Source organism: Mariniflexile gromovii (genome assembly GCF_017814435.1).
Lineage (GTDB): Bacteria > Bacteroidota > Bacteroidia > Flavobacteriales > Flavobacteriaceae > Mariniflexile > Mariniflexile gromovii.
Window position 1 is genome coordinate 42,773 of record NZ_JAGJCB010000002.1, and the last position, 23,361, is coordinate 66,133.

General features: G+C 34.3%; 22 protein-coding genes. 11 read left to right on the top strand and 11 right to left on the bottom strand.

The features are described from left to right. Positions 1–21 precede the first annotated feature (21 nt). Positions 22–1,137, top strand: coding sequence for a hypothetical protein (locus J8H85_RS02130; protein WP_209652226.1), 1,116 nt, complete (start codon positions 22–24; stop codon positions 1,135–1,137). Between the two features lie 85 nt (positions 1,138–1,222). Here J8H85_RS02130 and J8H85_RS02135 read toward each other — a convergent pair whose 3' ends face one another. Next, positions 1,223–1,558, bottom strand: coding sequence for a toxin-antitoxin system YwqK family antitoxin (locus J8H85_RS02135; protein WP_209652228.1), 336 nt, complete (start codon positions 1,556–1,558; stop codon positions 1,223–1,225). Between the two features lie 386 nt (positions 1,559–1,944). Here J8H85_RS02135 and J8H85_RS02140 point away from each other — a divergent pair, with 386 nt between their 5' ends. The 3 genes from J8H85_RS02140 to ppnP all read left to right on the top strand — a co-directional run bounded on the left by J8H85_RS02140 (position 1,945) and on the right by ppnP (position 6,066). Continuing rightward, a complete protein-coding gene (locus J8H85_RS02140; protein ID WP_209652230.1) occupies positions 1,945–3,150 on the top strand; it encodes a porin in 1,206 nt (401 codons plus the stop codon). A gap of 145 nt (positions 3,151–3,295) precedes the next feature. Next, a complete protein-coding gene (locus tag J8H85_RS02145) occupies positions 3,296–5,689 on the top strand; it encodes an inorganic phosphate transporter (RefSeq protein WP_209652232.1) in 2,394 nt (797 codons plus the stop codon). Between the two features lie 95 nt (positions 5,690–5,784). Then, a complete protein-coding gene (ppnP, locus tag J8H85_RS02150; protein WP_209652234.1) occupies positions 5,785–6,066 on the top strand; it encodes a pyrimidine/purine nucleoside phosphorylase in 282 nt (93 codons plus the stop codon). A gap of 112 nt (positions 6,067–6,178) precedes the next feature. Here ppnP and J8H85_RS02155 read toward each other — a convergent pair whose 3' ends face one another. The 3 genes from J8H85_RS02155 to J8H85_RS02165 all read right to left on the bottom strand — a co-directional run bounded on the left by J8H85_RS02155 (position 6,179) and on the right by J8H85_RS02165 (position 10,716). After that, positions 6,179–8,659, bottom strand: a complete 2,481-nt coding sequence (locus tag J8H85_RS02155) for a ribonucleoside-diphosphate reductase subunit alpha (protein ID WP_209652236.1) — start codon at positions 8,657–8,659, stop codon at positions 6,179–6,181. Positions 8,660–8,883: 224 nt separating this feature from the next. After that, complete coding sequence (locus J8H85_RS02160) at positions 8,884–9,864, bottom strand: ribonucleotide-diphosphate reductase subunit beta (RefSeq protein WP_209652238.1); 981 nt, start codon at positions 9,862–9,864, stop codon at positions 8,884–8,886. Positions 9,865–10,149: 285 nt separating this feature from the next. Beyond that, complete coding sequence (locus tag J8H85_RS02165) at positions 10,150–10,716, bottom strand: DUF3109 family protein (RefSeq protein ID WP_209652240.1); 567 nt, start codon at positions 10,714–10,716, stop codon at positions 10,150–10,152. 108 nt (positions 10,717–10,824) lie between these two features. Between J8H85_RS02165 and J8H85_RS02170 the strand changes: the two genes are divergently transcribed. From J8H85_RS02170 to J8H85_RS02180, 3 genes are read left to right on the top strand one after another with little or no spacing between them, the layout of a single operon-like run. Continuing rightward, the gene (locus J8H85_RS02170) at positions 10,825–11,412 is read left to right on the top strand and encodes a MarC family protein (RefSeq protein ID WP_209652242.1); all 588 of its coding nucleotides are present in this window, start codon (positions 10,825–10,827) and stop codon (positions 11,410–11,412) included. Between the two features lie 10 nt (positions 11,413–11,422). Further along, complete coding sequence (locus J8H85_RS02175) at positions 11,423–11,626, top strand: hypothetical protein (protein WP_209652244.1); 204 nt, start codon at positions 11,423–11,425, stop codon at positions 11,624–11,626. Then, complete coding sequence (locus J8H85_RS02180) at positions 11,626–12,231, top strand: NAD(P)-binding domain-containing protein (protein WP_209652247.1); 606 nt, start codon at positions 11,626–11,628, stop codon at positions 12,229–12,231. The genes J8H85_RS02175 and J8H85_RS02180 overlap by 1 nt, the downstream gene beginning before the upstream one ends. A 235-nt stretch (positions 12,232–12,466) precedes the next feature. On the opposite strand, the gene J8H85_RS02185 is transcribed toward J8H85_RS02180, so the two are convergent. The 3 genes from J8H85_RS02185 to J8H85_RS02195 form a co-directional block, all read right to left on the bottom strand. Continuing rightward, on the bottom strand, positions 12,467–14,059 hold the full coding sequence (locus J8H85_RS02185; protein WP_209652249.1) for a S41 family peptidase: 1,593 nt from the start codon (positions 14,057–14,059) through the stop codon (positions 12,467–12,469). After that, the gene (locus J8H85_RS02190; RefSeq protein WP_209652251.1) at positions 14,059–14,490 is read right to left on the bottom strand and encodes a deoxycytidylate deaminase; all 432 of its coding nucleotides are present in this window, start codon (positions 14,488–14,490) and stop codon (positions 14,059–14,061) included. The genes J8H85_RS02185 and J8H85_RS02190 overlap by 1 nt, the downstream gene beginning before the upstream one ends. Positions 14,491–14,757: 267 nt before the next feature. Then, on the bottom strand, positions 14,758–15,759 hold the full coding sequence (locus J8H85_RS02195) for an NAD(P)H-dependent glycerol-3-phosphate dehydrogenase (RefSeq protein ID WP_209652253.1): 1,002 nt from the start codon (positions 15,757–15,759) through the stop codon (positions 14,758–14,760). A gap of 224 nt (positions 15,760–15,983) precedes the next feature. Between J8H85_RS02195 and J8H85_RS02200 the strand changes: the two genes are divergently transcribed. The 3 genes from J8H85_RS02200 to J8H85_RS02210 all read left to right on the top strand — a co-directional run bounded on the left by J8H85_RS02200 (position 15,984) and on the right by J8H85_RS02210 (position 18,313). Then, the gene (locus J8H85_RS02200; protein WP_209652255.1) at positions 15,984–16,925 is read left to right on the top strand and encodes a nicotinic acid mononucleotide adenyltransferase; all 942 of its coding nucleotides are present in this window, start codon (positions 15,984–15,986) and stop codon (positions 16,923–16,925) included. A gap of 141 nt (positions 16,926–17,066) precedes the next feature. Beyond that, on the top strand, positions 17,067–17,834 hold the full coding sequence (locus J8H85_RS02205; protein ID WP_209652257.1) for a hypothetical protein: 768 nt from the start codon (positions 17,067–17,069) through the stop codon (positions 17,832–17,834). Beyond that, a complete protein-coding gene (locus J8H85_RS02210; RefSeq protein WP_209652259.1) occupies positions 17,831–18,313 on the top strand; it encodes a PIN domain-containing protein in 483 nt (160 codons plus the stop codon). Before J8H85_RS02205 ends, J8H85_RS02210 begins: the two co-directional genes overlap by 4 nt. A gap of 92 nt (positions 18,314–18,405) precedes the next feature. On the opposite strand, the gene nadD is transcribed toward J8H85_RS02210, so the two are convergent. The 3 genes from nadD to J8H85_RS02225 all read right to left on the bottom strand — a co-directional run bounded on the left by nadD (position 18,406) and on the right by J8H85_RS02225 (position 20,665). Continuing rightward, positions 18,406–18,984 carry a nicotinate (nicotinamide) nucleotide adenylyltransferase gene (gene nadD / locus J8H85_RS02215; RefSeq protein ID WP_209652261.1) on the bottom strand — a complete coding sequence of 193 codons (579 nt, stop codon included), beginning with the start codon at positions 18,982–18,984 and terminating at the stop codon, positions 18,406–18,408. Positions 18,985–19,131: 147 nt separating this feature from the next. Then, entirely contained in the window at positions 19,132–19,719 is a 588-nt protein-coding gene (gene gmk, locus J8H85_RS02220; protein WP_209652263.1) for a guanylate kinase, read from the bottom strand. An 88-nt stretch (positions 19,720–19,807) separates the two neighbouring features. Beyond that, positions 19,808–20,665 carry a YicC/YloC family endoribonuclease gene (locus J8H85_RS02225; RefSeq protein WP_209652264.1) on the bottom strand — a complete coding sequence of 286 codons (858 nt, stop codon included), beginning with the start codon at positions 20,663–20,665 and terminating at the stop codon, positions 19,808–19,810. Positions 20,666–20,952: 287 nt separating this feature from the next. Between J8H85_RS02225 and J8H85_RS02230 the strand changes: the two genes are divergently transcribed. Continuing rightward, a complete protein-coding gene (locus tag J8H85_RS02230) occupies positions 20,953–22,056 on the top strand; it encodes a formylglycine-generating enzyme family protein (protein WP_209652266.1) in 1,104 nt (367 codons plus the stop codon). A 358-nt stretch (positions 22,057–22,414) separates the two neighbouring features. Here the strand turns inward: J8H85_RS02230 and J8H85_RS02235 are convergent, their stop codons facing one another. Further along, complete coding sequence (locus J8H85_RS02235; RefSeq protein WP_209652268.1) at positions 22,415–23,299, bottom strand: carbohydrate kinase family protein; 885 nt, start codon at positions 23,297–23,299, stop codon at positions 22,415–22,417. Positions 23,300–23,361: the final 62 nt, after the last annotated feature.

Sequence of the window (23,361 nt, forward strand, 5' to 3'; positions counted from 1 at the left end):
AAACGAAAAAAAATATTTAAAATGAAAAAATCAATTTTAGCAATAGCGGTAATCGTAACACTTGCATTTACAAGTTGTACCGATGACAACAATCCATCAACTCCAAAAAGCACTTTCGAATTGAAGATCGATGACTTAAAAGGTGATATCACTGATGGCACAGTAACTTTAGATCCATCTCAAACTTACACTTTAACAGGTGCGTTAATAGTAAAATCTGGAGCTACTTTAACTATTCCTGCTGGAACAACTATAAAAACTAGCACAACTGCTCTTAATACCTCTCTATATATAGGTGTTGAAAGAGGCGCAACCATCAATATCAATGGTGAAGCTAATAACCCTGTAGTTATGACTTCTGGACAAGCGGCACCTAAAGAAAGTGATTGGGGCGGATTGGTAATTTGTGGTGATGCAAAAGTAAATACTGGAGATAATGGAACTTCTGAAGTAGGTGGTTTAAGTTTCGGAGGAAACAATAATGCCGATTCTTCTGGAAAAATCAACTTTTTAAGAATAGAATATACAGGAGCTAAGTTTTCATCAGACAAAGAATTTAACGGTGTTTCTTTCTTTGGTGTAGGTAGCGGAACAGAAGTATCAAACATTTATGCTTTTGAAAGTGGTGATGATGGTATCGAATTTTTTGGTGGTGCTGTAAACGCTTCTAACTTGGTTATTGTAAATGCATACGATGATTCTTTAGATTTTGCTGATGGCTACCAAGGTACTATTACCAATGTTTACATTTCAGGTGTATCTAAAGCTGGTATTGAAGGTTCTAACAATCAAGGAAATGATATTGCTACTCCAATGACCGATGCTAAATTAATAAATGTTTCTATTGTGAAGGGTGCTGATGCTAAGTTTACAGCTGGTGAACAAGCTATCAACTTTAAAGAAGGTGGTGGAAAACAAACTTACACTAACTTGTTTGTTTCTGGTATCGATACATTTGCCAAACTAGATACAGGTTCTGGTGCCACTGCTAGAATTGACGCTGGAGATTTTAAAGTTAACGGTAAAAACTTTGTAAGTACAAGTAACTTAACTACTGATTATGTTTCTACTGAAACTGGCGCTGGTAATGGAGCTACTTTACCTACTTGGGCTACTAAAATTTCTAAAAACAACTAATTTTCTTAGTAAAGAAAACATACAATACAAAAAAAGCATCCCGAAAAAGGGATGCTTTTTTAGTTTAGTTTAAAAAAAAATTACTTTATTGAATTTCAGATTCTTTTAAATTGGCTATAGCGTTATTGCTATAATCTACTTCCTTTACAGTTTCATTTGTATAATAAAACCATTTGCCGACTTTTTTACCATTATCATAATTTCCCGAAACAATTTTTTTGCCTGCTGTATCAAAACTTAACCACTCTCCTTGTAATTTACCATCTGCCGTATAAGTTCCAGTTTGACTTACAACGCCATTGTCGTGATAATAAACAACTTCAATTAAATTAGTGTCTTTGTTAAGTTTTAAATCTCTCTTTTGTTGCCCAAAAGAAACCACAGTAATTAAAAAGGCAAAAAACAAAATACATTTCTTCATAATTATGCGGGTTTTAACATTATATATCAAATATAGTCATTTGATAACCTTTAAACAACACTTAGGTAACATTAAATTAACATTAAAAATTTAATATATTGATTTTCAGAATATTACCAATGTTAAATTTAACATTGGTAATATTAATAATTAGTTAATATTAATATTACAATTAGCTAAAATTAAAGGTTGATATTCGCATTGTCTTAAGACATAACAATTAGTTTTTCATATAATCTATTAGTTTTTGTCGACTACATTATCATGATTTCTAATGAGCTGCCTTTGGCCAAGGCAGCTTTTTTTATTATTTTAAATTTAATTTTCAGGAAACATTTAGTTAACATTGGTTTTGGTTCTTTGCAGCGACAAAAACTAAAATAATAATGAAAAACTTAAAAGCAATTTTAATTGTTATTCTTGTTGCTACGCTTCAAATTAATGCACAAGATACTGCTACTCCTATTACTGAAACCCCTAAAAAAGAATGGTTCGAATCTTTTAAAATAAGAGGTTATGCCCAAGTAAGGTATAATGGCTTATTTCAAACAAACCCAGATTTGACCTGCGAACAATGTGACAAATCTTGGGGTGGTGATAGTCAATTTTTCTTCAGACGTATCCGATTGGTTTTTTACGGACAAATTCATCCAAGAGTATACTTCTACATTCAGCCTGATTTTGCAAATGCAACCGGTGGAAATCAACAATTTGGACAAATTCGTGATGCTTATTTTGACCTTGGTTTAGATGCCAAAAACGAATTTCGTTTCAGAATTGGACAAAGTAAAATTCCATTTGGTTTTGAAAACATGCAATCTAGCCAAAACAGGTTGCCACTAGACCGTAATGATGGTTTAAATAGTGCCGTAAAAAACGAACGTGATTTAGGGATCTTTTTTTATTGGGCACCTGAAGAAATAAGAAAGCGCTTTTCAATGCTTACCAGAGAAGGCTATAAAGGAACTGGAGATTATGGTGTTTTTGGATTGGGTATTTATAATGGCCAAACTGCTAACGTTGCCGATTTGAATGATAAAAAGCATGTGGTAGCCCGATTAACTTATCCATTTAAAATTGGTTCCCAAATTTTTGAACCAGGAATTCAAGCATACACAGGGCAACATACTATAGATCCTGATGATATATCAGATGGTGTTCAAACAAATGATGACAATACATATATAGACCAACGTGTAGGCTTTACAGCTGTTTTATATCCTAAGCCATTTGGTTTTCAAGCTGAATACAATTTTGGTAGAGGCCCTGAATTTAATAAAGAAACCCAAGCCATAAGTGTTGAGAAATTACATGGTGGTTATCTTCTATTAAATGCAAAATGCTCGATTAAAGACCAGTTAATCTATCCATTTACTCGAATTCAATATTACAATGGTGGCAAAAAACATGAATTAGATGCCAGAAGTTATGAAGTAAAAGAACTAGAATTAGGCGTGGAATGGCAACCTTATAAAAACTTTGAAGTTGTGGCTATGTACACCTTTTCAGATAGAACTTATGAAGATTTCATCAATCAAGACAATAACCAAACAGGAAGTTTGTTGCGATTACAATTTCAAGTGAACTTTTAATCCATTAACAATATCTCTTAGCTAAAGAATCAATATATTTAAAATATTATACTAAGTATTTACTGTTTGTGAAATTAAAAAATATAACAATTACGTAACTTAGCATCTTGAAATACATTAGATATTTGCAAACTTATTTTTTATTATGGACAATATTTACTTATTAATGATAGTTGCCCTAGCGGTATTAGCCATTGCCGATTTAGTGGTGGGTGTAAGCAACGATGCTGTTAACTTTTTAAATTCCGCTATTGGATCTAAGGCTATTTCATTTAAAACAATTATGATAGTTGCCAGTATTGGCGTTGCGCTAGGTGCTGTTTTTTCAAGTGGCATGATGGAGGTTGCTAGGTCTGGAATTTTCAACCCTCATGAATTCATGTTTAATGAAATCATGATTATTTTTATGGCGGTAATGATAACAGACATCCTGTTGTTAGACTTTTTTAATACCGTAGGGATGCCAACTTCTACTACAGTCTCTATAGTTTTCGAATTATTGGGAGCTTCTGTAGCCATGGCACTTATTAAAATAGGGCACAATGGTGGAAGTTTTTCTGATGTTGTTAACTACATAAACACTTCTAAAGCTACCGAAATCATTTTTGGCATCTTATTATCGGTGGTTATTGCCTTTTCTGTGGGTGCAGCGGTTCAATGGGTATCAAGGTTGTTATTATCATATAACTATGAAAAACAAGCCAATTGGGTTGGTGCCATTTTTGGTGGTATTGCCATTACATCTATTACCTATTTTATTTTTATGAAAGGTATAGGAGGAACAACCTATGCCAAACAAAGTTATGATATTATAGGCGGTTCTACCATTAAAGAATTTTTAAGCAATCAAGCACCTTTAATTATTTTTGTAAGTTTAATTTTATGGTCATTGCTTTCATATGCTTTAATCTCCTTTGCTAAATTAAATATATACAAAATTGTAATTATTATTGGAACGTTTGCTTTAGCGCTAGCATTCTCTGGAAACGATTTAGTTAACTTCATAGGTGTACCTATTGCTGGTTGGCAATCTTACACGGCTTGGGCTGGTTCAGGCGTATCTCCTGAAGCCTTTAGCATGGGCTTTCTTGCAGATAAAGTTCCTACTCCAACCTTTTTATTGGTTATAGCAGGTTTTGTGATGGTAGCTACTTTATGGCTTTCTAAAAAAGCAAAATCGGTAACCGAAACCGAAATCAATTTATCCAGAGAAGGTGATGGTAAAGAACGTTTTGAACCTAACTTTTTATCTCGTGGTTTTGTGAGGTTAGCTGTTGGAATTTCTGAAATGTCCTCTTATATCCTACCAAAAACTTGGCAAACTAAAATTGATAAACAGTTTGAAAAACCTGTAATTAATTTAGCAAAGTCCAAAACGCACGAATTACCGGCTTTCGATATGGTACGTGCTGCCGTAAACCTAATGGTTGCTGCTATCCTTATTTCGTTAGCAACCTCAATGAAACTGCCTTTATCAACCACATATGTAACATTTATGGTGGCGATGGGTTCCTCTTTAGCCGATAGAGCTTGGGGTGCTGAAAGTGCCGTTTACAGGGTTGCTGGTGTGTTAAATGTTATTGGTGGTTGGTTTTTTACTGCCATTATAGCCTTTGTTGCTGCTGCAATAATTGCGTACTTATTAAATTGGAACGTTGCCGTTATGGTACCTATTTTACTTTTGGTAGCTATCTTCCTATTGGTTAGAAACTATATAGCTCACAGAGAAAAATCGAAAGAAGCTAAAGCTGAAGATAGTTTAACAAAAGCTGAAAGTAGTTCTATCCAAGGTGTTATTCACGAAAGTGCCAACAATATTGCTAGTGTTGTAAAGCGTGGTAATAAAATATACACCAATGCCATCAATGGATTGGCAAAACAAGATTTAGCACTACTGAAAAAGAACAAAAAACAAATCGTGAAATTATCTAGTGAAGTAGATGAATTGCGCGATAATATTTTCTATTTCATTAAAAATTTAGATGAATCGAGTCTTGCAGCGAGTAACTTTTACATTCATGTATTGGGATACCTTCAAGACATGACTCAATCTTTAGAATATATTACTAAGGTTAGCCACAAACACGTTCAAAACAATCATAAAAAACTTAAATTCAACCAAATAAAAGAATTAAAGGAAGTTGATGAACGTTTTGAAACCTTCTTCAATAACACTCAAAAAGCTTTTGATTCTAGATCTTTTGAAGAAATTGGTATTATTTTAGGAAGAAAACAAGAGATTTTAGGTTTGGTAACTTCAAAAATCCAAAAACAAGTGGAACGTACCCGTACAGAAGAATCGAGCCCTAAAAACACAACCTTATATTTTAGTTTATTGTTGGAGACTAAAGATTTACTGAATGCTTCCATGAATCTTTTAGAAGAATATTATAACGCTCACGATAGTTCTGTTAAACCAGCAACTCCTGTGCAAGCGCCTGCCAAAACAGCAAAACCTGTTAAAACAGCAGAGCCTAAAGAACCTAAAATAGAGTCGCCATCAAGCGAAACATCAGACTCTTCAGAACCTAAAGAATAACCCCCATAAAGGTTAAATACAAAGCCATCTAAAACCTAGATGGCTTTGTTGTTTCTATAATTTATTTACTTTTGTATAAATTTAAATAATATACAATGATTACAGCAAATGAGTATTTTGATAGTAATGTAAAATCTTTAGGCTATACAACAGCTTCCGGAAATTCTACTTTAGGCGTTATGAACCCTGGCGAGTATGAATTTGGAACTTCTAAGCACGAAACCATGCGTGTTATTGAAGGTGAAATGACTGTTAAGTTACCTGGAAGCACCGAGTGGGTTACTTATAAAGCTGGTGAAGCTTACGAAATAGATGCTAACGAAAAATTTCAAGTTAAAGTATCTACACAAACATCATATTTATGTCAGTATAAATAAGAGTACTGATCTTATTCAAAACAAAAAAAGCACCTCAATCGAGGTGCTTTTTTATAACACTTAACTTAAAATTTCTTTCGAATACTATAAGTTCAAATTTGGGGCAAAATTATTAAGACCCGCACATTAAGCAATCGTCCCCCTCTGCTGCTTTAGCTTGGGCTATTAAAGCTTTCATTTCCTCGGCTGTCATAGGTTCAACCTCAGCTGCTTGCTTTTGTTTTGCAAATGTAGCGGCATTCTTTTCTGCTATATGTTTTTTCTGTTCTTGCTGTTCAGCCACATTGTTAACCTCAACCGTTTCTGCAACGGGTTCTTCCATTTTCGTGGTTTGCAAAGTAAACTTAATAGCATCTACAGCACTCTTAGTACGTAAATAGTACATACCAGTTTTTAAGCCACTTTTCCAAGCATAAAAGTGCATAGAGGTTAATTTAGCCATGGTTGCGCCTTCCATAAATAGGTTAAGCGACTGTGACTGATCGATAAAGTACCCACGTTGGCGACTCATATCAATAATGTCTTTCATACTTAGTTCCCAAACAGTTTTGTAAAGCTCTTTTATATCTTGTGGAATGATATCGATACCTTGTACCGAACCATTGGCTCTCATGATTTCTTGTTTTAAATTATCGTTCCATAAACCTAAATCTACTAAATCTTCCAATAAATGTTTATTAACGATGATAAACTCACCAGATAATACACGACGTGTGTATATGTTTGATGTATAAGGCTCAAAACACTCATTATTACCAAGAATTTGAGATGTGGAGGCTGTTGGCATTGGCGCCACTAAAAGCGAGTTACGTACACCGTGTTTCAATACTTGTTTACGTAATTTATCCCACTCCCACATGCCGCTTAATTCTTCATCTTTCAAGTTCCAAAGATTGTGTTGGAACTGGCCTTTGCTAATTGGAGAATCTTCATAAGTTTGGTATGGGCCATCGGCCTTAGCTTCTTCCATACTAGCGGTAACCGCAGCGAAATAAAGCGTTTCAAAAATATCTTGGTTTAATTTTTTTGCTTCATCACTTGTAAAAGGCATACGCAATTGAATGAACGTATCTGCCAACCCTTGCACCCCTAATCCAATAGGACGGTGGCGCATATTTGAGTTTTCAGCTTCTTTTACCGGATAGTAATTTCTATCAATAACACGGTTTAAGTTTTTGGTTACGCGTTTTGTGATACGGAACAATTCTTTATGGTCGAACTCACCATTTTTAACAAACATTGGTAACGCAATAGAAGCCAAATTACATACAGCAACTTCATCTGGCGATGTGTACTCTAATATTTCTGTACATAAGTTAGATGAACGGATGGTTCCTAAATTTTGTTGGTTTGATTTGCGGTTGGCCGCATCTTTATACAACATATAAGGTGTGCCGGTTTCAATTTGAGATTCTAATATTTTCTCCCAAAGTTCGCGGGCCTTTATGGTTTTTCTACCTTTATTTTCACTTTCGTACTTTAAATACAGGGCTTCAAACGCTTCACTATGCACCTCATCTAAACCTGGGCATTCGTTAGGGCACATGAGGGTCCATTTTCCATCTTCTTCAACACGTTTCATGAACAAATCTGAAATCCACATCGCATAAAACAAATCGCGTGCACGCATTTCTTCTTTACCATGGTTCTTCTTTAAATCTAAGAAATCCATAATATCAGCATGCCATGTTTCAATATACATAGCGAAACTTCCTTTACGCTTTCCGCCACCTTGGTCTACATAACGTGCCGTATCGTTAAATACTTTAAGCATGGGTACAATACCATTACTTGTTCCATTAGTGCCTGCAATATAACTTCCCGTAGCACGAATGTTATGAATTGCCAATCCAATACCACCTGCAGATTGCGATATTTTGGCTGTTTGTTTTAAGGTATCATATATACCATCAATACTATCATCTTTCATGGTTAACAAGAAACAAGATGACATTTGTGGTTTTGGTGTTCCTGAATTGAAAAGGGTTGGTGTAGCGTGTGTAAAATATTTTTTAGACATCAACTCATAGGTTTCAATAACCGAATCCAAATCGTCTAAATGAATACCAACGGCAACACGCATTAACATGTGCTGCGGACGTTCAGCTATTTTACCATCAAGTTTTAATAAATATGAACGCTCTAAGGTTTTAAACCCAAAATAATCATAACCAAAATCGCGGTTATAGATAATGTTTGAATCTAAAACATCTTTGTTTTTCATTATTACCTCATAAACATCATCAGCTAAAAGTGGTGCATTTTTGCCTGTTCTTGGGTTTACATAGGTGTAAAGGTCGTGCATAACCTCACTAAACGTCTTCTTCGTGTTTTTATGTAAGTTAGAAACAGAAATTCTAGCCGCTAGTTTTGCATAATCTGGATGCGTGGTTGTCATGGTTGCAGCAATTTCAGCAGCTAAATTATCAAGTTCGCTAGTGGTTACACCATCGTACAAGCCTTCAATTACACGCATAGTTACTTTTAATGGGTCTACCAATTCGTTTAACCCGTAACATAATTTACGCACCCTTGCGGTGATTTTGTCGAACATTACCTGTTCTTTTCTGCCGTCTCTTTTTACTACATACATACTTTACACTTTTTTTAAGTTCTTCTGATACACCTTCAGAAAAATGGTTAGTTGATTATTCCAAATACTGAACTAATTAACAATTAGTTTAATACTTAGTTGGTTTAGTTGGATTAATAAAATTTATTTGTTTTCTCATTTTACTGAAACCAGTTCAGCGAAAGGGCATGAGAACAACTCCTTTATTACTAATAGAAAGTTTATCTTTTGTTTGATTTCAATAATTAAAAATCGGCATCAAAAGTAAATTTATCTTTGTCTTCTTCTTTGTTAAGAACACCTGCTTTTTGGTATTCAGACACTCGTTTTTCAAAGAAATTGGTTTTTCCTTGCAACGAAATCATATCCATAAAATCGAATGGATTGGCGGTATTGTATTCTTTATCGCAACCTAGTTCAAACAACAATCTATCGGTTACAAACTCTAAATATTGAGACATTAATTTGGCATTCATACCAATTAAACTAGCTGGTAATGATTCGGTTATAAATTCACGCTCAATATCCAAGGCTTCAACCAAAATTTCTCTAATTCTAGCTTTTGGCACTTTGTTTACCAAATGTTTGTTGTGTAAGTGCACAGCAAAGTCGCAGTGTACACCTTCATCACGAGAAATCAATTCGTTTGAGAATGTTAATCCAGGCATTAAACCTCTTTTCTTTAACCAGAAAATAGAACAAAATGCTCCTGAAAAGAAAATACCCTCAACCGCTGCAAACGCAATTAAACGCTCTGCAAAACTTGGAGATTCAATCCATTTTAAAGCCCAATCCGCTTTTTTCTTAATAGCAGGAAAGTTCTCTAAAGCATTAAACAATAAGTCTTTTTCTTTTTCGTCTTTTACGTAAGTATCAATTAAAAGCGAGTAGGTTTCACTGTGGATGTTTTCCATCATAATTTGAAATCCATAAAAGAATTTCGCTTCACTATATTGTACTTCGCTTACAAAATTTTCAGCTAAATTTTCATTTACAATACCATCGCTCGCTGCAAAAAACGCTAAAATGTGTTTGATGAAATAACGCTCATCATCATTTAATTTGTTTTTCCAGTCGGTAAGGTCTTGATGTAAATCTATTTCTTCTGCAGTCCAAAAACTTGCCTCCGATTTTTTATACCATTCCCAAATATCATGATGTTCAATTGGAAAAATAACAAAACGATTTTTGTTTTGTTGTAAAATGGGTTCGATAGCCTGAGACATTGTTGTTTGTGTTTATAATTTATGTTAGACGAAAAATTTGTCAATTTTAGGAACAACAAAGATTCAAAAATCATGTTAAAAATGAAAGGTTTAGTTATAAACATTGTTAGGAAGTTTTTAACAATTACCAAAAACGCTTAGGATGAGAAGTTTACAAATTAAAAAGGTTAATAAATTGAAAAACAATTATTTGCGTTTTTTAAAAAACCAAAAAGTTTGCAGAAAAAATATAGTTTTTAAATTTTAAATCCCTTATTTTAAAGGTGTTTTAAGGGTTTTTTTAAGTTATAAATCTTTGTTAGCAACCTTTTCCAATTCGGCATACCAGTCGGCTCCAAATTTTCTAATCAAAGCTTCTTTTACAAATTTGTAAACAGGAATTTGCAATTCCTTTCCGAGGGTGCAAGCATCGTCGCAAATTTCCCATTTGTGGTAATTGACCGCAGAAAATTCGGTATAATCTTGTACTCTTATAGGATATAAATGGCAAGAAACAGGTTTTTTCCAAGAAATTTCACCTTGGTTATAAGCCTCTTCAATGGCACAAAGGGCCACTTTTTTTTCATCAAAAATAACATAGGCACAATCGGCACCATTAATTAAAGGAGTTTCTAAATCGCCATTTTCAGAAGTTACATATACCCCTTGGTCTTCTATGGCCTTGATGCCTTCCTTTCTTAAAAAAGGTTTCACTTTAGGATAAATTTCTTTTAAAATATCAGCTTCTTCTTTCTCTAAAGGCGCGCCGGCATCACCATCAATACAACAAGCACCTTTACATGCCGATAGATTGCACAAAAAATCCTTTTCTATAATCTCTTCTGAAACGATGGTTTTACCTAACTGAAACATATTCTTAATTATCTGATAAGGCGCAAAAATAACTAAACTTTAGCGTTTAATACCCTAAATATTGTGTACAATCCTATACTTTTGCAACAAAATATTAAAAGCACACACATGCAACTTAATTTTAAAGAGATATTTACTGCTTTTATGGTATTATTTGCCGTGGTTGATATTGTTGGCAATATTCCTATTATAATTGATTTACGGAAAAAAGTAGGCCATATTAATAGTAGAAAAGCTGCTATTATTTCTGGAGTTATCATGATATCATTTCTGTTTCTAGGAAATAGCATTTTAAAACTTATTGGTATTGATGTTAACTCGTTTGCCGTGGCCGGATCGTTTATTTTATTTTTTATTGCTTTAGAAATGATTTTAGGCATTACACTCTATAAACATGAAGAATACACTTCTGATACCGCTTCGGTATTTCCATTAGCTTTTCCACTTATTGCAGGTCCTGGTAGTTTAACAACCTTACTTTCATTAAGAGCTGAGTTTAAAATTGAAAACATTATAATTGCCATTGTTTTAAACGTAATTGTTATTTTTATTGTTTTAAAAACCTCTAAAACCATCGAGCGTTTTTTAGGAGCAAACGGTATTAGTATTGTTAGAAAAGTGTTTGGCGTGGTACTATTGGCCATTGCCGTTAAGCTGTTCGCCCATAATATTAAAGCATTATTTGAAATTATTTAATTTTTAAAAAATGAAAATCGCAACCATTGTAATTAGCGTATTGGCTCTAGCTCTTATCATCTTCAACGCTACTCAAATAAATTTTGATACGCCTTTTGAAGGTGAAAGCATGATAGCCCTAATAACTATTTTGGCAGCACTTTGCGCCATAGTAATGATGCAAATTTTAAGAATTTCTAAACGTATAGAAGCAAAAGTAAAAGGTCGTCGCTAATGTTTGATGCTTTAATAATAGGTGGTGGTGCCGCCGGACTACAATGCGCCTTAGTGTTAGGTTCTGCTAAAGGTAAGCCCTTTGCGGAAAACAAACATATTGGTATTATTGTGCACCAAAAAACATCGCATTTACAAACCGCTTTATTTAATAATGTGCTTGGTTTGGCTCCTGGAACAACGGGTGAATCTATTTTAAATAGCGGCAAAGCTCAACTAAAAACTTTATATCCACATGTTGAACACATTGAAAACGAAAAAGTTTTAGAGATTTCAAAGCATGAAGGTATTTTTACCGTTGAAACCAACAAACAAATTTACAAAGCCAAAATAGTGGTTGTTGCTGTGGGTTACACCAATTTAATGACTATTAAAGGTTTAGAAGCCTTTATTGAACCACACCCTAGAGCAACTATTGAAAAAGATCGTATTTGGCTGAAAAATACAGATCATTTGGTTGAAGACAACCTATATGTTGCTGGTTCACTTGCTGGTTGGCGCAGTCAGTTTGCTATTTGTGCTGGTAGTGGTGCCCATGTAGCGACTGATATTTTAACGCTTTGGAATGGTGGGAAGCATGTGAAGGTACATGATAAGATTGGCTGATAGAGCTTCAAAGTTGCAAATCGGAAAAACAAACTATTAACTTTGGCTAAAAATGTTTGGGAATGTCTTTACTTCCATGAAGCACCCTTACAATTCTAATATGTTTTTCTTGAATTCTGTAAAAATAAAACAGCACTTAACAGCTATATTTATTTACATTTATGTATTTGAGAAATACTGTAAAAAGGTAACATCACTAAATCTCAAAGTAAGATAAATATTTAGACTCTAAATATTACTTCTTACCTTTACTCAACTCCATAACCTCTTCAATCATAAGATCATGTTGATTGAATACTTCTTCAAAAGCACCTGCACCGTAAAGTTGGTCTGCCAAGGTTGCTTTTAAATATTGTTTCACTTCCTCATGGTAGGCCACAAAGGTTAATTTAGACTCCGTTCTTTTGTTCAAATACTCTTGGAAATCGTAAACCATAGCTTCGCTAACTTCAAATTTATCAATAAAATCCTGTCTTGAAATATCGCTATATGCTTTTCGGTTTTTATCTAAGGTTTCAAAAACAAAATAACCAATAAACCCACGACGCTGTAAAAACGTTAGTGTTTCATTTTGCATACCGCTATCGATAGGCACAAACACATCTGGAATAATACCACCACCGCCATATACAATTTTTCCTTTTGGAGTTTTATATTTTAAAGAATCGGCTACTTGAATTTTCTCTGGATCTAAAAGTTCGCCACTTTCAATTCTGGCAAAATACTCATCGTAATAATCTTTATTTCCTTTGCTGTATGGCCTTTGTATAGAGCGTCCTGTTGGCGTATAATACCTTGATACGGTTAAACGCACAGCACTACCATCGCCCAAATCCATTTCGCGTTGCACCAAACCTTTTCCGTAGGAACGACGCCCAATAATAATGCCCTTATCGTTATCTTGCAATGCACCCGCTACAATTTCACTTGCCGATGCCGAATTTTCATTTATCAATACATAAAGCTTACCTTTTTCAAAATCGCCTTTATCGGTCGCATAGCTTTTTTCAATATTACCACGTTTGTTTTTTGTAAATAGAATGAGTTTATCTTCTTCTAAAAATTCATCTGCAATTTCTTCGGCAATGCCTAAAAAACCACCTGGGTTATCACGTAAATCGAGGGTTAATTCTGTGGCGCCTAAATCCAATAATTTATTTAAACCGCTTTTAAACTCTTTATAGGTGGTTTCAGCAAAACGATTGATTTTTATATAGCCTAATTTATTGGTAAGCATATATGCTGCATCCACACTTTTTATGGGAATGTGGGAACGCTTTACTGAAAAATCAAGCAATTTTGACTCCCCTTTTCTAAATATCTTTAAGTTGACCCTGCTATTTAACGGTCCTTTAAGTTTTTTTACCAATTCGCCATCGTTCAATTTACTACCATATAGGATGTCTCCATCTGCCATGATAATGCGGTCTCCTCCTCTTATACCGGCTTTATCACTTGGACCTCCCGCTATGGCTCTTATCACTGCAATGGTATCGCGATATGGATAAAAACTAACGCCAATACCAACAAAATCGCCTTTCATATTTTCGGCAACACTTTCCATGTCTTCTTTAGGAATGTACACCGAATGCGGATCTAAATTATCTAAAATACCATTTACGGTAACATCTACGATGCTATCTGTATTCACATCATCAACATAATCGTAATCAATGTAATCTATAAGTCTGTTAAGTTTATCCTTTTTGCTGTTTTTTGAAAATAATTTATCAGGGACATCGCTAAAATTTAGCCTGCCTCCAATAAAAATGCCCGCAGCAATGGCTACGCCTATTATTAATGGTAAGTATTTTTTTTTGTATGCCATTAGGCTTCTAATTCTTCAATTTGTTTTAACTCGATTCCTGCTTTTTCTAAGAATTTCAATCCAGAATCATCTTTATATGCTTGATGAAACACCACTTTCACAATGCCTGCTTGATGGATGAGCTTGCTGCATTCTTTACATGGCGACATGGTAATATAAAGTGTAGCCCCTTTACACGATTGTGTTGATGCTGCCACTTTTAAAATAGCATTGGCCTCTGCATGTAGCACATACCATTTGGTATAGCCTTCATCGTCCTCACAAAAATTTTCAAAACCCGATGGCGTACCGTTGTAGCCATCTGATATTATCATTCTATCTTTTACAATGAGCGCTCCTACTTGGCGGCGTTTGCAATAGGATAATTTTCCCCATTCTTGTGCTATTCTTAAGTAGGCTTTATCGTATTTAAGCTGTTTTTTTTCTGGCATTAAATTTTTATAATTTTGGCGCTAAGATAATTAACGCAAATTACTATAACGAATATACTTGGTTCGTATTTTAATTACAACGCAAGTTCGTTAAAGTTTTATGAAAGTTTATAAATAACAACAGGTTTTATTTGAAAATTGGGTTTGCGTTAGGGATTGAAGCGGAAAGCCCACAGCGAGGTACGAGCGAGGACTTGCAGCGAAAAGCCCGACCCTTGTGGTAACGCCCAAATAAACAGATTGCTTCAGGTTGTTCGCAATGACGAATTAATCCAACTTCTCGGTCAATTTTTTAAAGGTTTTTTTAGGGTCTTTTCCTTCGTATAAAATATCATAAACCGCGTTTATAATAGGTAATTTGGTTTTACTTTTATTCTTTTCGTTAAGTAGATGGGCACTTTTGGTAGCGTAATATCCTTCGGCCACCATACTCATTTCCATTTGGGCAGATTTTACGGTGTAGCCTTTACCAATCATATTTCCAAACATGCGGTTTCTGGAAAATACCGAATAGCCCGTTACGAGTAAATCGCCCAAATACGCCGAGTTATTAATGTTACGTTTCATTTTGTGCATTTTCTTAATAAAACGTTTCATTTCACGAATGGAGTTGCTCATCAGTACACTTTGGAAATTATCGCCATAGCCCAAACCGTGCGCTATGCCTGCAGCAATGGCATATATGTTTTTAAGCATTACGGCGTATTCTACACCAATAATATCGTCGCTAATTTTAGTTTTTATATAATCGCTGGACAAAGCATCGGCCAAAGTTTGTGCTTTTTTGGAATCGGAACATGAAATGGTTAAGTACGATAAACGTTCTAATGCTACCTCTTCGGCATGGCAAGGACCCGCAATAACCGCAATATTATTATAGGGTACTTTATAGGCTTCATGAAAATGTTCGCCTAATAATAAACCAGACTCTGGCAAAATACCTTTAACGGCCGAAACAATTATTTTATTAGAAATATCAATATTCAGTTTTTCCAATTCGCTATGAATAAAAGCAGAAGGAATTGCAAAAATCAACACATCGGCATATTCGGCAATTTCATTAATATCGTTGCTTAACTTTAATTGGTCTATATGAAACTCAACCGAACTTAAATAATTGGGGTTGTGGTACTCTCTTAACAAATGTTCTTTGGTGTAAACACTGCGCATGTACCAGCCAACTTCATCTAAATTTTCGCAAAGCATTTTTACAATGGCCGTTGCCCAACTTCCTGCACCAAAAACCGCGTATTTTAAAGGTTTGTTCATATATAGTTTTGTTGTTTAATACTTCAAAAATACATAAAATATTTATCTGTGTCGTGAAAGAAACGGATATAAAAGAAACAAGAATAAAGAAGCTAGAATAAAGACGGGAGACGGATGTTTAAGGACAGAAATAGAACACTGAGACTGCTACCGTAAACTGTGACTAAAAATTTTTGGCACGCGTTTTGAAAACCATTAAAGTATAAACCCAAAAATGTTTGATTATGAAGACTATAAAATTACTTTTAACATTTGCCTTAACAGCAACCTTATTTACTTCGTGTTACACCGAGGTAATTGTAGACGATTACGATAATACCCCACAAATATCATTAAACCAATTATTAGGTTCGTACGAATTGTGGTATGTAGATATTAATTCTACTAAAGGTTATGGTGAAACACCGTTTTTACAGAAAGCATTTACCATGTCGTTTAGAAACGGTAGCGTATATGCGAACAACAATATAGTTGGTTTGGGCAGTACAGGAAATGGTTTTGGTGTTAAAATAGGAAATTACGATGCCTATGATATGATTTTAGATGTATACCATGTTATTGATGGTTTTGAAACCTTTGATATTTACCAAATAGACAATAATACCATCGAGCTTTACAACCCAAATAATGATACCTCATACTTTTTAGATGGTTACCAACGTAGCAATTTTGATTATGATTTTGTGTTTTACGATAACATCCATTATTTCTTACAAGAATACAAAGCTTGGGAAAAAGTATATACCAGTAATTACGGCGCCATCAATGAGTTTGATAACGAAAACTATTTACAATTTTTAGCTGGTGGAAACGATTCGGAGTTCAGAAGCTCGCAAGATGCCAATGGAAAAAACATCAATAACTTATATTGGGATTATACCGGAGTTTACGGGGTTGGAAATGTAACGGGAAATAACAAGCTGAAAACTTTAACATTAGATTATGATTATTTCGACAATGAATTTTTCGAATTGAGCGTTATTAATGATAGTAAGATAGAATTGTATCACCCAGCATCGGGAACCGCTTATGAGTTTGTTGGTAAAGGCTATATACAATTTATGAAAACAACAGATACAAAAGGAAAAACTGCAACTACGGAAAAATTACGTAAGTACAGAAAAGATAAAGTAGAAAACCCAAGAGAAAGCACTAGGGTTTTATAAAAGTTTGGTTGGTTATTTAGTTTAGAAACCGTTTAAAGATTTATTCTTTGGGCGGTTTCTTTTTTGAGGATTTTATTTAACATTTTGATATACATTGTTGAAAGTAGTTTTTTATATTCTGTAAATTTGTATTTTAGACACGTGGAAGAACAAGGATACATAGAATTAAGAGTGACGAATAAGGATAATACTTTAAGTCCTAAAGATATTGATATAAATGAGGTCAAAGACTTTATATCCGATGTCGAGTCTTTTTTATATCCAAACCGAAAAGAAAAGCAAAATAGACCACATATTTCATACGACATACAAGAAGGGTCCGCTAAACATAAATTCTTTTTACCTATTACAGCGGTTATTTTATTCAATGGGTTGACAAGTGAAATTAAAAACAGAAATAATCTTGATTTTTTAGATTATAAAAGGCAGTCTATAATTGATAAATTTCAAAAAAAAGCTGTTAAGGAAGGTTATGTTATTGAGTTTAATAATTCTATTTCAAAAGATTCATCACTTATTATAGATTATACTACTAATTTTGAGATGATTGCACCAACTTTTTATGAAAGTGAATTTTATCTTTATGGAGAGATTTATCAAGAAGGTGGTAAAAGTCCAAATTTACACATAAGTACAAAAAAATACGGAAACCTTACTATTTCTGCAACCAAAGAACAAATAATGGATGGTGAAAAGAAAACTTACAAACCATACGGAATTAAAGTTCGCGGTAAAAAAAGTTTTGAAGATGACTACTTAACTGATTTAGAATTAGTTGAGTTTATTCAATATAAGCCAGTTTTTAATAAGTCCCTTTTAGAAAAAGTAATTGAAAAGGCTTCTGCTAATTTAAGTAAAATTACGAATGTTGATGCTTGGTTAGATGACATAAAAGCAGAGGGAATATGAAAGGAGTAGAAAGCGTACTTTTAGATAGTTCTTTTTGTATTCGTTTATTAAAGTCCGACGCAGATTTTCATCAAAATGCTGTTGATTATTTTGAATATTTTTTGGAAAATGGAATAGAAATGTATCTCTCCACTATTGTTGTTAGTGAGTATGGAGTCGGTGATAATCCAGATAATTTACTTTCCTTGAATGTTTTCCGTTTATTAGAATTTGATTACGCAGATGCTAAAATTGCAGGTAATTTTTTTTCTGAACTTAAAGGGAATGAAGATTTAAGAGTGTCTGAACAGCGAAAAGTAATAATCAACGATATTAAATTATTTGCCCAAATTCATAATAGAAATATTGATGCTTATATTACAAAGGACAGGAAATCATTGGGCAAAATGATTGAACCTTTAGGAAAATCTCACAATTTAAAATTTGAATTTATTGACTTATCTATTTCGCTAAATGATAAGTTAGGAAGATTATTCTAAATTACAGCTAATTTTAAGATTATTCCGTTTCAATAAACTTTATCAGTTATTAGAACTAATTTATAAAATTTTCCGATAAAATGAAGTAAGAATTACCTATAAAAATTCATCTCATCCAAATACTCCCAAACATGTTCAGGAAGCATAGGTTTAATGTTTTTACCTGCTTTTATGGCGTTGCGAATATGGGTTGAAGAAAGTTCCATAATAGGCGCATCGATATGGTGAATTTTTTTGTGCCCATCAAACTGGGTTTCAATTTTTTCTTCTGAAACACGTGGGTACACATAAATATGGTGATTTTCTAAAATAACCTCGTAGTTTTTCCACTTGTGGAAGCTCTTTAAATTGTCTTCACCCATAATTAAAGAAAACTCGTAATCGGGGTGTTTCTCTTGTAAATAAATTAGGGTGTTTATCGTGTAATTGGGTTGCGGTAAATTGAATTCAATATCGCAAGGTTTAAGTTTGGAGTAGTCTTTAGTAGCGCGGTACACCATTTCCAAACGCTGGAAATTATCCAATAAACTGCTTTTCTTTTTAAACGGGTTGTGGGGCGTTACCACAAACCAAACTTCATTTAAATCGCTGTACTCGGCAATGTGGTTGGCAATAACCAAATGTCCAATATGTATGGGGTTGAAAGAGCCAAAATACAAACCGATTTTCATGTAAATATTTGCAATTTAAAGAATGTTCCTTTTTTACTATTGTCAGGTCGAGCGCAGTCGAGACCTTTTTAATTTAAATAATATTTAACCTCTCGACTACGCTCGAGGGGACATTGTGCATGCTCTGATTTAATCTAGAAAAACATATCATTTTACAAAATCACTCACCAATTTTTCGGCTTCAGCAAAAGCTTTTTCTAAATCATCGTTTACTACAATAACGTCGAATAAAGGTGCTGTTGCTAATTCTGCTGATGCTTTTGATACACGCATGTTTATCTTGTCTTCTGTTTCTGTTTTACGATTTTTAAGTCGGATTTTCAATTCGTCTATACTTGGAGGTTTTACAAAAATAGCTAAGGTTTCTTCTGGGAATTTACGTTTTATACGCAGTCCACCCGATACATCAATATCAAAAATAACGTTTTTACCCATGGCCCAAATGCGTTCCACTTCGGTTTTTAAAGTACCGTAAAAATTATCACGGTACACTTCCTCCCATTCTAAAAAGGCATCGTTTTTTATATTTTTTTTAAAAGCTTCCAATGATAAAAAGTAGTAGTCTTTCCCATCTACTTCGGTGCCGCGTTTTTCTCTAGAAGTTGCCGAAATGGAGAATTCTAAGTTTAAATCTTTTAAGCCTAATAAATGCCTAACAATAGTTGTTTTTCCCGATCCCGATGGTGCCGAAAACACAATAAGCTTTCCTTTTTTTGTGGTGTTTTGTTCTGTCACTAATATTTTTTTTATGGCTTTATGCCTTAAGCTATAGGCTTTAGGCTAAAATGCTGGCCTAAAGCATATGGCGTACAGCATAAAGCTTTTAAAGCACGTTCAATAATTGTTCTTTAATTTTTTCCAGTTCATCTTTCATTTGCACCACCAGTTGTTGCATAGGTGCATAATTACTTTTAGAGCCAATGGTGTTTATTTCGCGTCCCATTTCCTGACTTATAAATCCAAGTTTCTTTCCGTTGGAATCTTTGGAGTTTATAGATTCAATAAAATAATTCAAATGGTTTTTTAAACGCACCTTTTCTTCAGTAATATCAAATTTTTCAATGTAATATACCAATTCCTGTTCAAAACGGTTTTCGTCGTATTTGTCTTTAAGTTCCTCAACACCTTTCAGCAGGCGTTCACGCACGCCAACAATGCGGTCGGGATCCATAGCAATAACTTGGTCCAGCAAATCATCAATAATAGCTACACGTTTATTAAAATCCTGTTCCAAAACCTTACCTTCATTTAAACGGTGGTTGTTTAAATCTTCAATGGCATTGTTAATTTCAACAGCTATCAATGCCCACTCGTTTTCGTCAATTTCTTCACGTACGGTGTTCAAAGCATCCGGAAAACGAACCGCCATTTTAAGCAATTCTATGTCATCGCCATCAACCACACCTCGTAATTGCTCAATATATTGCTTTACAACGGGCGTGTTTATTTGTGTAGAGGTATCTTCGGCCGTAGCTTCCACGTAAATAGAAAAATCAATCTTACCACGCTCTAGGGCATCGGCAAGCAATTTTCTAATAGCAAGTTCCTTTTCTCTATAAATAGAAGGCATTCTAGCATTCAAATCTAAACTTTTGCTATTAAGCGATTTCAGCTCAATGGTCACTTTTTTGGTGGGCAATTGCAAAACAGATTTTCCGTAACCTGTCATTGAATATATCATAAACGTATGTATTAAGGTATGCAAAGGTAATTAAAACCAAAGGGATAGAAAACACCTATTTTCCATTGGGTAAATTTCAACCAAAATTTGGGCGTTACCACAAGGGTCGGGCTATACGTTACAAGTCCTCGCTCCTGCGTCGCTGTGGGCTTTTCACTGCTATCCCTAACGCACCCATCATCATACTTGGTTTTATGTTAAAAAAAGCAGTTTAAATCTATAAAGTAGTTTTTAACGCAATTAATAAATACTTTTGTAACTATACATTACCTTTTTAAAACAGATTAATGAAACACATAACCCAAATAATTATAACAGCAATTAGTTTTTTTGTGGTATTGGCATGCAAAAACCAAAAACAAGAACAGGAAGCGTTGTCGCAAACAACCCATAAAACAGAAATAAGCGATAGCCTAATTAACAACCCACCCCAAGGGATGGTTTGGATACCTGGTGGCACTTTTTTACAAGGCGCTGTACCACAAGATAAAATGGCAATGAAATACGAAAAACCACAGCACTCGGTAACCGTCGATGGTTTTTTTATGGACATAACCGAAGTTACCAACGCACAGTTTTCAAAATTTGTAAAAGAAACAGGTTATGTTACAGTGGCGGAACGCGAAATAGATTGGGAAGAAATGAAAAAACAATTGCCAGAAGGCACACCAAAACCCCACGATTCCATCATGCAACCCGGGTCTTTAATGTTTAAAAAAACCAAAGAGTCCGTACCTAATTTATACGATTTTTCACAATGGTGGCGCTGGGTAATTGGTGTAAACTGGAAACACCCAAGTGGACCAGACACCGACTTAAAAGGTAAAGAAAACCACCCCGTTGTACATATTGCCTATGAAGATGCACAGGCCTATTGCAAATGGGCAGGACGAAGGTTGCCCACCGAAGCCGAATGGGAATTTGCTGCAAGAGGCAATAATAACAGCACCATATTTTTCTGGGGCGATGAACGCGATAAACTATCAAAAAAAGCAAACAGTTGGGAAGGCGAATTTCCTGTTTATAATACCCTAGAAGATGGCTTTGAAAGAACGGCACCTGTAAAATCGTACCCACCCAATAACTTTGGTCTATACGATATGGCAGGCAATGTTTGGGAGTTCACTTCCGATTGGTACAATTTAAATTATTACGATGCGTTGGCCGCAACAAAATCAACAACCGTGAACCCTAAAGGTGCAGACAAGGCGTACAACCCTAATAACCCGTATTTGCAGGAAAAAATAATAAAAGGCGGTTCGTTTTTATGTAGCGATTCCTATTGTGCCAGTTATAGAGTGTCTTCTAGAATGGGAACAAGTATGGATTCTTCCGCAGAACACGTGGGGTTTAGAACGGTAGCAACTCCCGATATGCTGGAAAAGAAATAGGTAATTACTAAATATAATACCATAAAAAAAAGCCTTATCAAAATTTTGATAAGGCTTTTGTACTCCAAGATGGAACTATCCAAAATCTCATTTTTATAGCATTTTCAGGGCTTAAAAAGCCCCTTAAAATTTAGTGACACCGAATTAGCCCCTTTTTAACAATAATTTAACTCATTTAGTTGAATATGACATAATTTTATTGAATTTGCGTCCATATATCATAAACTTGATTATAACAATATTTTAAAATACCTGTGATAATTTGGATAAGGTTCTTCGTTTGTCTGAGTTAAGCTAAATTTTTTCTTTTTTCTACTAAGAAATCATTTTTGTATTTAATTCTGAACTTAATCAGTTATCAATGTGGGTTTATAAAAGCATCAATATCAGATCTCGACAAAACCGGATTTGCACCTTCACTCTGCGCCACTAATGCCCCTACTGCACAAGCAAAATCTATTGCTTTTTGAGGATTTACATTTTTTAATAATTGATTGATTAAGGTGCCCAAGAATGAATCTCCTGCACCTACGGTATCAATAACTTTTACAAGAAAACCACTATTGTAAAATAGTTTATTATCGTATAGCAAAACAGCACCATGCGACCCTTTTGTTACACAGATGTGTTTTGTATTTGTTTTTTCAGAAATAAACATAAGATTCTGTTCCAGCGAATTAAATTTTGAACCCATGTATTTACATACCTCAAAAAGTTCATCATCATTAAACTTAATAAAATCGGCCTTATCCATTAAATGAAACAAAACGTCTTTTGTATAGTAAGGTGGTCTTAAATTTAAATCGAATATTTTGTATTTCGCTAACTCTATGAGGCTGTATAAGGTGTTTCTAGAACTATCATCTCTTGCCACTAAACTCCCAAAAACAAATGCATCCGAGCTTTTTACAGCTTTTTTATTCACTTCTGTTAATCTGATTTTGTCCCAAGCTCTTGGGTATTTGATGTCATAAGATGCCGAGCCTTTATCATTTAGCATCACTTTTACTTTTCCTGTTTTATATTCATCATGTACCTGTACACAACTTGTGTTAATACCACAATCTTTAAGATATTGCATAAGTTTCGCTCCATTTTCCCCTTTTCCAATGGCGCTAACCATTGTTACGCTATGATCGAATGATTGTAATCTGCTCGCCACATTTAAAGGAGCTCCACCAATTTTCTTGTGGGTAGGAAACACATCCCATAACACTTCTCCAAAACAAGTAATTTTTGCCATGACCTTATTTTTTTAGATAACTCCAGAAGAACTTAAAAAAAATGAAGCTCTCCTGGAATTTA